General features: G+C 64.7%; 11 protein-coding genes. 4 read left to right on the forward strand and 7 right to left on the reverse strand.

Going from position 1 to position 12740, the window contains the following annotated elements; all coding sequences use genetic code 11:
* The first annotated feature begins 44 nt into the window (after nt 1-44).
* The 3 genes from ACVWZ4_RS01660 to ACVWZ4_RS01670 are packed head-to-tail and all read left to right on the forward strand — an operon-like array spanning nt 45 to nt 3338.
* Nucleotides 45-1472, forward strand: a complete 1428-nt coding sequence (locus tag ACVWZ4_RS01660; protein ID WP_456739717.1) for a sodium:solute symporter family protein — start codon at nt 45-47, stop codon at nt 1470-1472.
* Complete coding sequence (locus tag ACVWZ4_RS01665; protein ID WP_456739718.1) at nt 1469-2653, forward strand: sialidase family protein; 1185 nt, start codon at nt 1469-1471, stop codon at nt 2651-2653. The genes ACVWZ4_RS01660 and ACVWZ4_RS01665 overlap by 4 nt, the downstream gene beginning before the upstream one ends.
* A gap of 4 nt (nt 2654-2657) precedes the next feature.
* Nucleotides 2658-3338, forward strand: a complete 681-nt coding sequence (locus tag ACVWZ4_RS01670) for an SDR family NAD(P)-dependent oxidoreductase (RefSeq protein ID WP_456739719.1) — start codon at nt 2658-2660, stop codon at nt 3336-3338.
* A 114-nt stretch (nt 3339-3452) separates the two neighbouring features.
* On the opposite strand, the gene ACVWZ4_RS01675 is transcribed toward ACVWZ4_RS01670, so the two are convergent.
* The 6 genes from ACVWZ4_RS01675 to ACVWZ4_RS01700 form a co-directional block, all read right to left on the reverse strand.
* A complete protein-coding gene (locus tag ACVWZ4_RS01675; protein WP_456739720.1) occupies nt 3453-4289 on the reverse strand; it encodes an ABC transporter substrate-binding protein in 837 nt (278 codons plus the stop codon).
* A gap of 248 nt (nt 4290-4537) precedes the next feature.
* Nucleotides 4538-7645: a DEAD/DEAH box helicase gene (locus tag ACVWZ4_RS01680; protein WP_456742175.1), complete on the reverse strand. Its 3108-nt coding sequence runs from the start codon at nt 7643-7645 to the stop codon at nt 4538-4540.
* A 365-nt stretch (nt 7646-8010) separates the two neighbouring features.
* Nucleotides 8011-8619, reverse strand: a complete 609-nt coding sequence (locus tag ACVWZ4_RS01685; RefSeq protein WP_456702318.1) for a cysteine hydrolase family protein — start codon at nt 8617-8619, stop codon at nt 8011-8013.
* Nucleotides 8616-9626, reverse strand: coding sequence for an ATP-dependent DNA ligase (locus tag ACVWZ4_RS01690; protein WP_456737991.1), 1011 nt, complete (start codon nt 9624-9626; stop codon nt 8616-8618). Before ACVWZ4_RS01690 ends, ACVWZ4_RS01685 begins: the two co-directional genes overlap by 4 nt.
* A gap of 48 nt (nt 9627-9674) precedes the next feature.
* Nucleotides 9675-9863, reverse strand: coding sequence for a hypothetical protein (locus ACVWZ4_RS01695; protein WP_456702316.1), 189 nt, complete (start codon nt 9861-9863; stop codon nt 9675-9677).
* 136 nt (nt 9864-9999) lie between these two features.
* Nucleotides 10000-11187, reverse strand: coding sequence for a CaiB/BaiF CoA transferase family protein (locus ACVWZ4_RS01700; protein ID WP_456702315.1), 1188 nt, complete (start codon nt 11185-11187; stop codon nt 10000-10002).
* A gap of 171 nt (nt 11188-11358) precedes the next feature.
* Between ACVWZ4_RS01700 and ACVWZ4_RS01705 the strand changes: the two genes are divergently transcribed.
* Nucleotides 11359-12246: a VOC family protein gene (locus tag ACVWZ4_RS01705; protein ID WP_456702314.1), complete on the forward strand. Its 888-nt coding sequence runs from the start codon at nt 11359-11361 to the stop codon at nt 12244-12246.
* 24 nt (nt 12247-12270) lie between these two features.
* Here ACVWZ4_RS01705 and ACVWZ4_RS01710 read toward each other — a convergent pair whose 3' ends face one another.
* Entirely contained in the window at nt 12271-12714 is a 444-nt protein-coding gene (locus ACVWZ4_RS01710; RefSeq protein ID WP_456739721.1) for a TspO/MBR family protein, read from the reverse strand.
* Nucleotides 12715-12740: the final 26 nt, after the last annotated feature.

The following is a 12740-nucleotide window of genomic DNA, read 5'->3' on the forward strand; positions in this document are numbered from 1 at the left end:
GGGCCTCGACACCGCGTCCCGCGCCACCAGAGGAAACGTTGGAGATGCAAGCCCTGCTCAACGGCGAAAGCACGCTCATCGTCACGATGATCGTAGCCTACATCGCCTTCACGTCCTGGCTCACGCTGAAGCTGCGCAGCCGAACCAGCGATCAGTTCATGACCGCGTCGCGCGCGATGCCCGCCGTCGTCGTCGGCGTGCTGATGATGAGCGAATTCGTCGGCGCCAAATCGACCGTGGGCACGGCACAGGAAGCGTTCCAGTCAGGCATGGCGGCCGGATGGGCCGTGCTCGGCGCCTCGATCGGCTTCCTGCTGTTCGGCCTCCTGATGGTGAAGAAGCTCTACAATTCCGGCGAATACACCATCTCGGCTGCGATCGCGCAGAAATACGGCAGGTCGACCATGCTCACCGTCTCCGTGATCATGATCTACGCGCTGCTGCTGGTGAATGTCGGCAATTACGTCAGCGGCGCGGCTGCGATCGCCACCGCGCTGCATGTCAGCCTGCCGGTCGCGATGTGCGTCATCGCCGTGGTCTCGACCTTCTATTACGTGTTTGGCGGGTTGAAGGGCGTCGCCTGGGTGACGATCCTGCACAGTGCCTTCAAGGTCGTCGGCGTCATCATCATCTTCGCGGTCGCGATGTCGCTCACCGGCGGCATCGCGCCGATGCAGGCCAAGCTGCCCGCCTATTATTTCAGCTGGGACGGCAAGATCGGCTTCACCACCATCTTCGCCTGGACGTTCGGCACCGTCGGCGCGATCTTCTCGACGCAATTCATCGTGCAGGCGATCTCCTCGACCCCGAGCGCCGATGAGGCCCGCAGGGCGACCTATTACGCGGCGGCGTTCTGCCTGCCGCTCGGCTTCCTGCTCGCGCTGATCGGCGTCGCCGCAAAATATCTCTACCCTGACATGAACAGCCTCTACGCGCTGCCGGTGTTTTTGGAAAAGATGCCGCCGCTGGCCTCCGCCTTCGTGACGACGTCGCTGGTCGCCTCGATCTTCGTCAGCGTCTGTACCGTCGCGCTCGCGATCGCCTCGCTGGTGGTACGCGACTTCTACGTGCCCTATTGGCAGCCGACGCCGGAGCGCGAGCTGAAGATGACGCGTGTGTTCTCGGTTCTGATCGCGATCGCGCCGCTGCTCTTCGTGTTCTTCATTCCGGAGATCCTGAAACTGTCGTTCTTCACGCGCGCGCTGCGCCTGTCGGTCACGATGGTGGCGATGATGGGCTTCTATCTGCCGCTGTTCGCCAGCAATCGCGGCGCCACCGCGGGCCTGATCGGCGCCGCAATCTCGACCACGGTCTGGTACCTGCTCGGCAACCCCTTCGGCATCGACAACATGTACATCGCCGCCGCGACCCCGCTGCTGGTGATGGCGATCGAGCGCGTGGCGATGGGCCAGGCCCCCGCCATGCCGCAGGCCGCGCAACCAAATGCATTCGTCGAAAGGACTTCGACATGATGGCCGACCTCGAGATCGCCGCCGACGGCGCCGTGCGTCAGGCCACCGGCGACCCTGACAGGTTCGACGCTTTCATTCCCTCGCCCTGCGTGCAGAACCACGCCGCCAATCTGATGCCGCTCGCCAATGGCGATCTCGCCTGCGTCTGGTTCGGCGGCACGCAGGAGGGCATGTCCGACATCTCGGTGTATTTCTCGCGGTTGCCCCGCGGGGCGACAGAGTGGTCAGCGGCGGAAAAGCTGTCCGATGATCCCGGCCGCTCGGAGCAGAACCCCGTGCTGTTCCCTGCTCCCGGCGGCACGCTGTGGCTGATGTGGACGGCGCAGCTGGCCGGCAACCAGGATACCGCCATCATCCGCCGCCGCCTCTCGCACGACGACGGCAAGAGCTGGAGCCCGATCGAGACGCTGTTCCCTGAATATCGCGGCCGCGGCACCTTCATCCGCCAGCCGATCGTCGTGCTCGACAATGGCGACTGGCTGTTGCCCGTATTCTATTGCCACAGCACGCCGGGCCGGAAATGGAACGGCGACGGGGACACCAGCGCGGTGAAGATCTCTTCCGATGCGGGCGCCACCTGGCGCGACATCGAGGTGCCGGGCAGCCGCGGCTGCGTGCATATGAGCATCGCGCGCCTCGACGACGGCTCGCTGCTGGCGATGTATCGCAGCCGCTGGGCGGACAACATCTATCAAAGCCGCTCCACCGATCACGGCCGCAGCTGGTCGGCGCCCGAAGCGACCGCACTGCCCAACAACAACTCCTCGATCCAGCTGACCCGGCTCGACAACGGCCATCTCGCGCTGGTCTTCAACGATTCCAGCGCCAAGGATGCGACCGGCCGCCGGCTCTCGCTCTATGACGAAATCGAGGACGATCTTCCGCCCGTGCTCGCCGGCGACGGCGGCAACGCGGACGGACGCACCGCGTTCTGGGGCGCGCCAAGAGCGCCGATGACGCTGGCGATCTCGACCGACGGCGGTCGCTCGTGGGCCAAGCGCGATGTCGAGACCGGCGACGGCTATTGCATGACCAACAATTCGCGCGACCAGACCAATCGCGAGCTGTCCTACCCTAGCGTCAAGCAGACCGCCGATGGCGCGATCCACATGGCCTTCACCTTTCATCGCCGCGCGATCAAACATGTGAGGGTGACCGAAGCATGGGTGAAGCAGGGCTGAGGCGATGGACAAGAGGCCGCACGCGCTCGTCACCGGCGCCAGCTCAGGAATCGGCGCGGCGATCGTCGAGCGCCTGCTGCGCGACGGCTGGCGCGTTACCGGTATCAGCCGGCGCGCTGTAACGTTCGATCATCCGGCATTCGAGCACTTGTCGCTCGATCTCGCCGATGTCGATGCGATTGCAGCCGCCGTCGCCGATCTCGCGCCGACCGCGCTGGTTCATGCGGCCGGCATGCTGAAAGTCGCCCCGCTCGGATCGCTCGACCATGACGCGGGCGCCGCGATGTGGCGGCTGCATGTCGACGCGGCCGAACGCCTCGCCGATGCGCTGGCGTCACGCTTGCCGCAGGGCGGCCGCATCGTGTTCATCGGCAGTCGCACCGCAGCTGGCGCAGCCGGCCGCGGTCAATATGCCGCGACAAAAGCCGCGCTGGTCGCACTCGCGCGATCCTGGGCAGGTGAACTGGCGCCCCGCGGCATAACAGTGAATGTCATTGCGCCCGCAGCGACCGAAACGCCGATGCTCCACGATCCGACGCGCGCCAACGTCACACCAAAGCTGCCACCGATCGGCCGCTTCATTCGGCCGGAGGAAGTCGCGGCTGCCGTCGCCTTCCTGCTTTCGGCGGATGCGGCCGCCATCACCGGGCAGCAGCTCGTGATCTGCGGCGGCAGCTCGCTTTGAGCCAGGGCATGTACTCCTCAAGCGGCAGGCCGACTGATGTTCAACTTCGAACACCGGATCGAGACCGGACATTCCCTGAGCGTCGCAACCGGGCCATCAACGGAAGTCGCTGGCCTATTCGATGACTTCGTCCGCGAGCGCCGCCAGGGTCGACGGAATTTCGAGCCCTATCGACTTCGCAGTCTTCAGATTGATGACGAACTGGTAGCGTGTCGGCTGTTCCACCGGGAGGTCGGCCGGTGTCGTACCCTTGAAAATGCGAGCGACCATCGCTGCAGCGCGTTCGAAGGATTCGCTTGAATCGGCTCCATAGGACATCAAGCCGCCGTCGCGAACGATCGATTCTGCCTCGTAGATCGCCGGCAGCCGGTGTGTGGCAGCATAGTCGATCACTCGCTTGCGATTGAGCAGAGTTAGTGAATCCGAAACCATCAAAATGGCGTCGGGCGGATCGCGCGTCATCGCCTCGAAAGCTTCGTTGAAGTCATCGGGTTCCCGAACGCCAAGCGGCTGAACTGTAATTCCGAGCCCCTGCGCAGCCTTTGCTGACGTCTCGTAACGCATGGACATGCCGAGATCATCCTTATTCCAAATCATCGCGACGTGGTGAAGTCGGGGCAACAAGGCCGTCAGCAAGGAAAGGCGTTTGGTGGAAAGTGTCGATGCGTCATCCGCTATTCCTGTCACGTTCCCGCCCGGATGCGCGAGACTTTCGACCAGGCCGGTCTTGACCGGATCGCCGGAGCCGGACGCCAGGACCGTCGGAACGCCCGATACTTTGGCGGCGGATGCTGCCGGATAGCTGATCGTGACAACAACGTCCACTCCCGCGGCCTTGAGCTCCTGCATCAGCTGCGGAACCAGCTCAAGCTTGCCCGACGCGCCACGCGCCTCGTGGACCAAATTGCGTCCAATCACGTAGCCACGTTTCGCCAGTTCGTTGAAGAACACCTCACCACGGTCCGCTGCAGCAGAGATTGGGGGGCCCGCAGTGAGTGTCCCAACGCGATAAATCCTCGCGGTCTGAGCACGCGCGGCAAGGGGGCAAGCTGCTGCCACGCAGCTTACAAGAGCAAGGAACTCCCGTCGTCGCATGTCCGCCTCCCAGGTACGAACGGCCAGTGTATCCGTCTGAACTTAGCAGGTGCGGTAGCCATCGAGCGAAATATGTCTGGTGCTCGCCGACTACACGCCCTGGCTCACGACTCGTCGAGAAGCTCCAGCAATTCGTCGACCCGCTCAAACGGCGCATCCCGCATCGGGCTGTGATAGACGACGCGATCGCCATCGCGCTGCAGCGACTTGCCCTTGGACTTCCGCAGCCGTCCCGGCAGGAACGTCGCGGCGACGGCGCTTTGGCCGACGTCCAGGCGAATGATGCCCCGGCGTTTGCAATCCAGCCTCAGTCGCGCAGCCGCAAAGACATCGCGGGCGGCCTGCGGCAATGGCCCGAAGCGGCGGGCGGTTTCCTCCTCGAGATCGTCGAGCTCGTCCTCGCTGGCGCAACGCGCGGCGCGGGCATAGAGCTCGAGCCGTACGGGCGCGGATTGCACGTAGCTTGCGGGAAGCATGTCCGCGACCGGCAAGTTGAGATCGGGCACCCACACCACGGACATGCCGTCATCGACCTTCTCCGAGGCCATCTTCAGCAGATGACTGTAGAGCACGGGGCCGAACACCTGGACGTGGCCGGATTGCTGCTCCGAGAACAGATCGCCCGCGCCGCGGAGGTCGAGATCGCGCTCGCTGATGGCGAAGCCCGCGCCGGGCCGGCTGAACTCCTCCAGCACGGCGAGTCGCTTCTCTGATTGCCCCGAGGTCGATTCCGTCAGGAGATAAGCGAAGGCGCGGATGCCGCCGCGGCCGACGCGCCCGCGCAGCTGATGAAGCTGGGCGAGACCGAAATTTTCCGGCCAGCACACCACGATGGTGTTGGCGCGCGGGATGTCGAGGCCGCTCTCGACGATGTTGGTGGCAAGCAGCACATCGGCCTTGCCTTCGACGAATGTCATCATGCGCTCGTCGATCTCGTCGGCCGGCAGCTTGCCGTGCAGACAGACGATCTTGAGATCGGGCGCGACCGCCTGTACGCGCGCCAGCATCGGCTCCAGATCCTGGATGCGCGGGCAGATCAGGAAACTCTGCCCATGCCGTCGCTGCTCGCGCAGCAAGGCCGAGGCGATGGCGGCATCCGACAGCGGCGCGATCTTGGTCGCGACCGGAAGACGGTGAACCGGCGGCGAGGCAATGACGCTGAGATCCCTGAACCCGGCAAGGCCCGCGGCGAGCGTGCGCGGGATCGGCGTGGCGCTCATCCAGAGCGTATGGAGATTCTTGGCGAGACCGGAGAGCTTTGCCTTCTCGGCGGCGCCGAAATGCTGCTCCTCGTCGATGATGACGAGGCCGAGATCGTCAAACTTGACGTCCTTCGAGGTCAGCGCCTGCGTGCCGACCACGACCTTGATCCGGCCGCTGCGCAAGCCTTCCTTGGTCTCCCTGACCTCCGCAGCCGATGTCGCGCGCGACAGGCTGCCCACCTCGATATCAACCGCCGCGAAGCGCTTGCGGAAGGTCGCGACGTGTTGTCGCGCCAGCACTGTGGTCGGCACCGCGATCGCCACCTGCTTGCCTGACAGCACCACGGCCGCCGCCGCCCGAAGCGCCACCTCGGTCTTGCCGAAGCCGACGTCGCCGCAGATCACCCGGTCCATGGGATGGCCGGATGCCAGATCATCGAGCACGTCGTTGATGGCCTTGGCCTGATCGATGGTGGTGAAATAGGGAAAGCGCGACACGAATTTTTCGTAGGCCGAGCCAGGCGGCACCAGCTTTGCCGCCTTCCGCCGCTTGCGCTGGCTGATGTGCTTGGCAAGCACCTTGCCCGCGACCTGGATCTCCTGCTCAGCCTCGCTGCGGCGGGCCCACCATGTGCTGCCATCCGCCTTGTCGAGGGCGAGCTTGCCGAGTTCCGTCGCATAGGGCCACATCAGCGCCAGATCGGGCGGCGGCACCAGGACCGCGTTGTCTCCCGCGAAGGACAGCCTGACCATCTCGCGCAATGCGCCGCCGCCGGTGTTCACCGTCTGCAGGCCATCGAGCACGGCGAGACCGCGCTGAAGATGCACCACCACTGTACCCGGTTCCGGCACGTCGGCATGGTCGAAGGCCGCGCTCCAGCTTCGCGCCATCGGTTGCGGATGATGCGCACGGCTGCCGAGCACGTCGGTTGCCGTCAGAACGACCGTGGATTTCCTGCCTGGAATGACGAAGCCGCCGTCGAGATCGGCCAGCAGCGCCACGTCGCGATGGCGCGCGTCCTCGGCCTCCGCCCAGTCCGCGACGCGCTCCACCCGCACGCCGCTCATGCGCTCCATCGCACGCAAATCCTCCTCCTGCGCCGCGGCGAAGATCAGGCGCGAACCGTCGTGCCTGACATCCTCGACGAAGGCGCGAAGCGCTTTCCGGGCGGATGACAGTTTTGAGAATTCCGGCGTCGGCTGGAACGGAGCGTTGCGCGGCAGCACCTTCATGCCGCGGGTCGCCTGCTTCCAGTCAGGGCGTCCCAGATATTCGCGCTCCCTGTCGGCGCGGCCCGCGGCCTCCTCGATCGTGCTCAGCCAGGCATCGGCATGCACCGACACGCCGGCATCCGCGATCCACTTGGCCTTTCCGCAATAGTCGAACAGCGTCGCGCGCCTGGCCCGCGCGCCTGACAGGGCTGTTCGTTCCGACATGGGATCGACGAGAAGCTCACTGGTCTCGAAGATGATGTCGTGCTCCTGCGGATCGAACGCCACGATCCGCTTGATGGTGCGCGCCGAATGCTCCACCCGGAACGGACCCAATGCGCCGGCCGGAAATATCTCGAAGGTCTGGCCGTGAAACAGGGCGCCGCCCGGATAATCCGGCTCGTCGTCGAGGTCATAGCCCAGTTCTTCGAGACGAACGCGAAGCTCGCTCTCGGAGAAGGTGCCGCCGACTTTCAGAGCCGTGTTCAGCCGCAACAGGCTCGCGGGCGGCGGCAAGCGCTCCATCACGGCTTCCGCGGTCGAGACGAGAAAGATTGGATGCTTCGATTTCGCAAGCCGCCGCAGCACCGAGGCTCTGCGGCCGGCGATCTCGCGCGATGGTTCCAATTGATCGAACGGCAGGGTGTTCAGCCGCGGAAACACCAGAACTTCGCAGGACGGGTCGAGCGCATGAATGACGCTGCCGAGCCGCTCCGCCCTGTTCTCGCTTTCAGCGAGGAACACGAGACCATTGCGGCCGGACTCCTTCCACTGCCCCAGCAGATGCAGGGCCATCATGCCGAGCGGCGATGACGATGCGATGGTGGCGCGTTGCGAAGCCTTGCCTTGCTTCGGCGCCGCCTTGCCTGGCGCGCGTCTGCCTGTCGAGCTCTTGGCCGGCGCGCGCTTCTTCGGCGAACGCCTGACTGACGAATTCTTCTTGAGCGCGCTCTTGTTCGGAGCACCTTTGGCCGCTGGCCGCGCTTTTTTGGAATGCCGCACGTTAATCCGTTTCTGGTCGCATACAGGCGTCAAAAGGCGCGCCGGATCCATCGCGATTCGGCTGCGCCTCGTCATCCATAGGGGATTTGCCGCGCGAACGCACGTGTCCAGACTTCACATCGGAACCCCAAACCGCCCCCGCGGCCTCGGCCGGGCACCTTCTATTCCTGCCAAAACTCCGTCAGCTCCTCCGCGGTCGCCAGATCGACCTGACCGTGGAATCGGGTGCGGTACATCGTCATGAGTGCGTCGTGGCCGACGTCGGACGAGCTGCATAGCGCGTCCTGCACGATCACGACCCTGAAGCCGAGATCGACGGCGCTCAGCACCGTCGAGAGGACGCAGACATCCGTCTCCGCACCGGTGATCACCACCGTGCCGACGTTCTTTTCCATCAGCAGGCTGCAGAGGCCCGGATTGCTGAATGCGGAATAGGCCGGCTTGTCGACCATGCGGGCCGGAGGAACGTAGCGCGCGAGCGCCGGCACCAGTTCGAGCGCGGATGCCGGGAGCTGCCGGCGGGTTGCCTGCCGCCAGTGCCGAAAATAACTCTGCCACTGTCCGGGACGATCTTCGGGATCCTGCGGCGTGATGAAGCGCGAGAAGACGGTCCTGATCTGATGGCGGGACACGATCGAGACGATCGTCGGCAACACCCTCTCCATCCACGGCGTTGCCCAGAGACCGCCGGGCGCAAAGATATTCTGCATGTCGACGCAGAGGTGAACGGCATCACTGATCGGAGCGATCTCCGAGGTGCTGTCTCTCATCGCCCACCACCATTCGCTGATTTCTGCGCCAGCTGATCCATGCGGCATTGCGAGGGCTTCTTGTCGGGGCGCCAGCGCACGATTTTCGTGCCGTGGCGAAACCGGCCACCGCTGACGTGGTCATAGGAAACCTCGACGACATGAATGGGGCGCACCGGCTGCCACTCGGCGGACCGCTTCGTCGACCATCGGCTCGGACCGCCGGGCGTCTTGCCGGTAAAGCTGCTTCCGCTCGCGATGGCCTCGAACGTCTCGGTCAAGCCCGGCCGATCGGCCGTTTTGATGGCCGAGGTGAAGCCGACGTGGTGCAGCAGTCCGGAGTCGTCGTAGAGTCCGAGCAGCAGCGAGCCGATCACCTTTCGCCTCCCCTGCTTTTTCTCGCCATACCTGAAGCCGCCGACCACGCAATCGGCCGACCGCATCAGCTTGATCTTCTGCATTCCGTCGCGCGCACCGCCGCGATAGGCGAGATCGAGACGCTTCGCGACCACCCCGTCGTGACCTTCCCTGACGGATTGCAGCCACTTTTTCGCGCCGGCGAGGCTGCGGCTGGCCGGCGACAGCGCAAACACGCGGTTGCCCCTGAAATAGCGCCGCGCGAATTGCTCGAGTGCGGACCGTCGCTCGTCGAGCGGAAGCCCGGTGAGGTCCCTGTCCTCCGATCGCAGCAGGTCGAAAGCCATGAAACTGGCCGGCGTCTCCACGGCCAGGCGCTTCACGCGGCTGGCCGCCGGGTGGATGCGTTGAAGCAAGGCATCGAACGAGTATCCGCCCTCCAGCTCAATGATCAGCTCCCCATCGAGGATGAACGAGCTGGCGGATAGAGCTGATGCCGCGGATGCGATTTCAGGAAAATAGCGCACGAGATCGCGACCACCCTTCGACTGCATCCTGACGCGCCTGTCGTCACGGACCAGCAGGCAACGGAAGCCATCCCATTTCGGCTCGTATTGCCATTGCGTCCCGCGGGGAAGCTCGGCGACAGACTCGGCTTCCATCAGCTCCATGTTCGACACTCGACGCAGGCTTGAAACGTCAACGCGCGTCCGCTCCTCTCAGGCCGGCTTGGCGGGATGGGCCGTCCGCGGGTGGCGATCATGCAGCAGCCGCGCAAGGGCTTCGCGCTCGGAGGCGCGGCCTTTCATCGCCGTCTCGAACAGCGCCTCCTGAACCTCGCGCGGCATATCGCCCCAGACGTCCATGGCGGCGCGGCCCAGCAATTCGGCAAAGCGGTCGTCGGCCATGTCGATACTCCCTGTGTGCGCGCGCGCGCGCCTCGAGTGTAGGAACGGCAAGCGGCCGCCTGTGTTCCACGGCTTTATCGGGCGATCGACGGACAGAGAGGGATCGGCGGCTGCGCAAGCAGCGCCGCTCGCGCGGCTAGATGATGCCGCTCTGCCGCAGCGTTGCGATCGCCGCCTTGTCGTAGCCGAGTTCCGCCAGGACGGAATCGGTGTGCTCACCGAGCGTCGGCGGACGCGATGCGATCTCGCCCGGCGTTTCCGACAGCCGGACCGCGGCGCGCGCGACGGGCGCCTGTTTCGGCAGACCGGGATAGTCGACGTCCTGGAGGAAGCCCGCGGCGCGGATGTGCGGATGATCGAGCGCCTGCTGCGGGCTCAGAACAGGCCCGGTCGGAATCATTGCCTTGCCGAGCGTGTCGACCGCCTCCTGCGTGCTGCGCTCGGCGCACCAGCGTGCCATCCGCTCGCTGATGACAGGGCCATTGTTGCCGCGGCTGATGTCGTCGGCAAAGCGCGGATCGTTCAACCACAGCTCCTCCTCCCCCATCAGCCTGGCCCAGCGCTTGAAGAGCGGATGGCCCGTGACCTGGCACAAGACCCAACCATCCTTCGTGCGGTAGATATCCGCAGGCGCCGCAGTCTGGCCGAGATTGCCGGTCGGGACACGATTGACGTTGATGACGGCCTGCTCGATCAGCGTCGCATTGGTGAAGGACAAAGCGGTCGCCAGCAACGCGCCCTCGACGATCTGCCCGCGCCCGGATTTGCCGCGCTCGATCAGGGCCGCGAGCGTTCCGAACGCGCAATGCAGCGCAGTGCCGAAATCGACCCAGTTCACCGCCGCGCGGTAAGGCGGGTCGCCGGCACCGGTCATGTAGACCGAGCCCGACATGACCTGGCCGACGCCATCGAAGCCGACGCGATCGGACCAGGGGCCAGGCCCGCCGAATGCGGTGGCGGTGGTCAGGATGATGTCCGGCTTGATCGCTCTCAGCGAGTCGTAATCGAGCTTCATCGCATGAAGCGTCTGCGGCGGCAGATTGGCGACGACGACATCGGCGGTCGCCACAAGCTTGCGCATCACCTCCTGCCCCTCCGCCTTCATCGGATCGAGCGTGATGCACTTCTTGTTGCGGTTGACCTGCAGGAACAGGGCGCCCTCGCCGCCTTCGCCGACCGGCGCCACGAAGCGATCCTCGCTGCCGTCGCGCTTTTCGACGCGAATGACCTCGGCGCCGAATTCGGCCAGCAAGGTCGCGCAATACGGCCCCGCGATATAGCGCCCGAAATCAAGGACGCGCACGCCCTGCAGTACTCCCCCCATCGACCTCATTCCCTATCTGTTTCCGTCGAGATTACAGGGAATTGGTGCGACGGCAAGGTGGCAGCACTCGCCACGCCCTGCCGACAAGATCTGATCGGCCAAATGTTTCGGCTGGCGGAAATTCTGCTCTAGTATGGCGCCAGCAGTCCCTCCAGCGAGAAGCGCACAGCCATGCCGCAACAATTCGATCGATCCGCAGAAGATCTCGGCAACGCCATCCATTTCGAGCACGTCAATATCACCGTTCCGGACCAGCGCCTCGCCACGCTGTTCTACGTCACCGGACTCGGGCTGACGCGCGATCCCTATCTGATGGTGTCGGACACCAACATGTGGGTCAACGCTGGCCGGAGCCAGTTTCATCTGCCCCAGGGCAAGCCGCAGGTCCTGCGCGGCCATACCGGGCTCGTCATCGAGGGCCGCGAAGCGCTGCTGGCACGCCTGGCTTCGGTCAAAAACAAGCTCGAAGGCACAGCCTTCGCGTATGCCGAGCATAACGATTATGTCGAAGCAGTCTGTCCCTGGGGCAACCGGATCCGCGTCCACGAGCCCGATGCGGCGCGCTTCGGGCGCATCGCGCTCGGCATCCCCTATGTCGAGTTCGACGTACCGCCCGGAGCGGCGCAGGCGATCTGCGTCTTCTATCCTGAGATCATGGGCATGCCCGCGACCCTTCGGAACGGTGACGGCAAGGTTGCGGCGGTGCAGACCGGCCGCGACCAGCATCTCCTGTTCCGCGAGACCGATCGGCCACAGCCCGATTACGACGGCCACCATGTGCAGATGTACATCACCGATTTCTCCGGCCCCTATCGCAAGCTGCTGGCGCGCGACCTGATCTCCCGCGAGGACAATCAATATCAATACCGCTTCTGTGACATCGTCGATCTCGACAGCGGCAAGCCTCTGTTCACGGTCGAGCACGAGGTGCGCAGCGCGACGCATCCGATGTTCATGCGGCCGATGGTCAATCGCAATCCTGCGGTCAACAACCGCAACTATGCCTACGGCCACGATCAGGCATTCTGGGCGATGGGGCCGGATCAATACGAAGGGTAGGACTGCGGCCGCAAAACCGGCACCTCAGTTCAGGCTCCAGATCGCGGCATTCAAGACGCCGGCGAAGGCAACCCAGGCGGCATAGGGCACAAACAGTGCGGCCGCCAGCCTGTCTCGTGACAGCTCGAGAGCGATATAGGCGACGATCGCTGCGAACAGACCGCACAGGATCGCGAGCGCAGTTCCGATCCGGTGCATGGTGAACATGAGAGGAGACCAGGCGAAGTTCAGGACGAGCTGCGCGATCCAGAACGCCATGGCTCTCCCTCGGGGCTCGCGTCGGAGCGTTCTCCAGCCGGCGACGGCGATCAGGATGTAGAGGATGGTCCAGGCGACCGGAAACGCCCAGTTCGGCGGCACGAAGGAAGGCTTTGCCAGTTCCGCATACCAAGGACCAGGAAGATTGGTGACGCCGATGAGCCAGCCGAGTCCGACCACGACGAGGACCAGGACCAACAGCTGAAGCACGGGCCACCTCGCGATTCTCTCGGCCG

The sequence above is a fragment of the Bradyrhizobium sp. USDA 4472 genome (assembly GCF_054058595.1).

Excerpts from the sequence above, each read along its gene's own strand:
- ACVWZ4_RS01680 (WP_456742175.1), bottom strand. The coding sequence starts at position 7,645 with ATGATGGCCCTGCATCTGCTGGGGCAGTGGAAGGAGTCCGGCCGCAAT.
- ACVWZ4_RS01695 (WP_456702316.1), bottom strand. The coding sequence starts at position 9,863 with ATGGCCGACGACCGCTTTGCCGAATTGCTGGGCCGCGCCGCCATGGAC.
- ACVWZ4_RS01660 (WP_456739717.1), top strand. The coding sequence starts at position 45 with ATGCAAGCCCTGCTCAACGGCGAAAGCACGCTCATCGTCACGATGATC.
- ACVWZ4_RS01665 (WP_456739718.1), top strand. The coding sequence starts at position 1,469 with ATGATGGCCGACCTCGAGATCGCCGCCGACGGCGCCGTGCGTCAGGCC.
- ACVWZ4_RS01700 (WP_456702315.1), bottom strand. The coding sequence starts at position 11,187 with ATGGGGGGAGTACTGCAGGGCGTGCGCGTCCTTGATTTCGGGCGCTAT.
- ACVWZ4_RS01705 (WP_456702314.1), top strand. The coding sequence starts at position 11,359 with ATGCCGCAACAATTCGATCGATCCGCAGAAGATCTCGGCAACGCCATC.
- ACVWZ4_RS01690 (WP_456737991.1), bottom strand. The coding sequence starts at position 9,626 with ATGGAGCTGATGGAAGCCGAGTCTGTCGCCGAGCTTCCCCGCGGGACG.
- ACVWZ4_RS01685 (WP_456702318.1), bottom strand. The coding sequence starts at position 8,619 with ATGAGAGACAGCACCTCGGAGATCGCTCCGATCAGTGATGCCGTTCAC.
- ACVWZ4_RS01670 (WP_456739719.1), top strand. The coding sequence starts at position 2,658 with ATGGACAAGAGGCCGCACGCGCTCGTCACCGGCGCCAGCTCAGGAATC.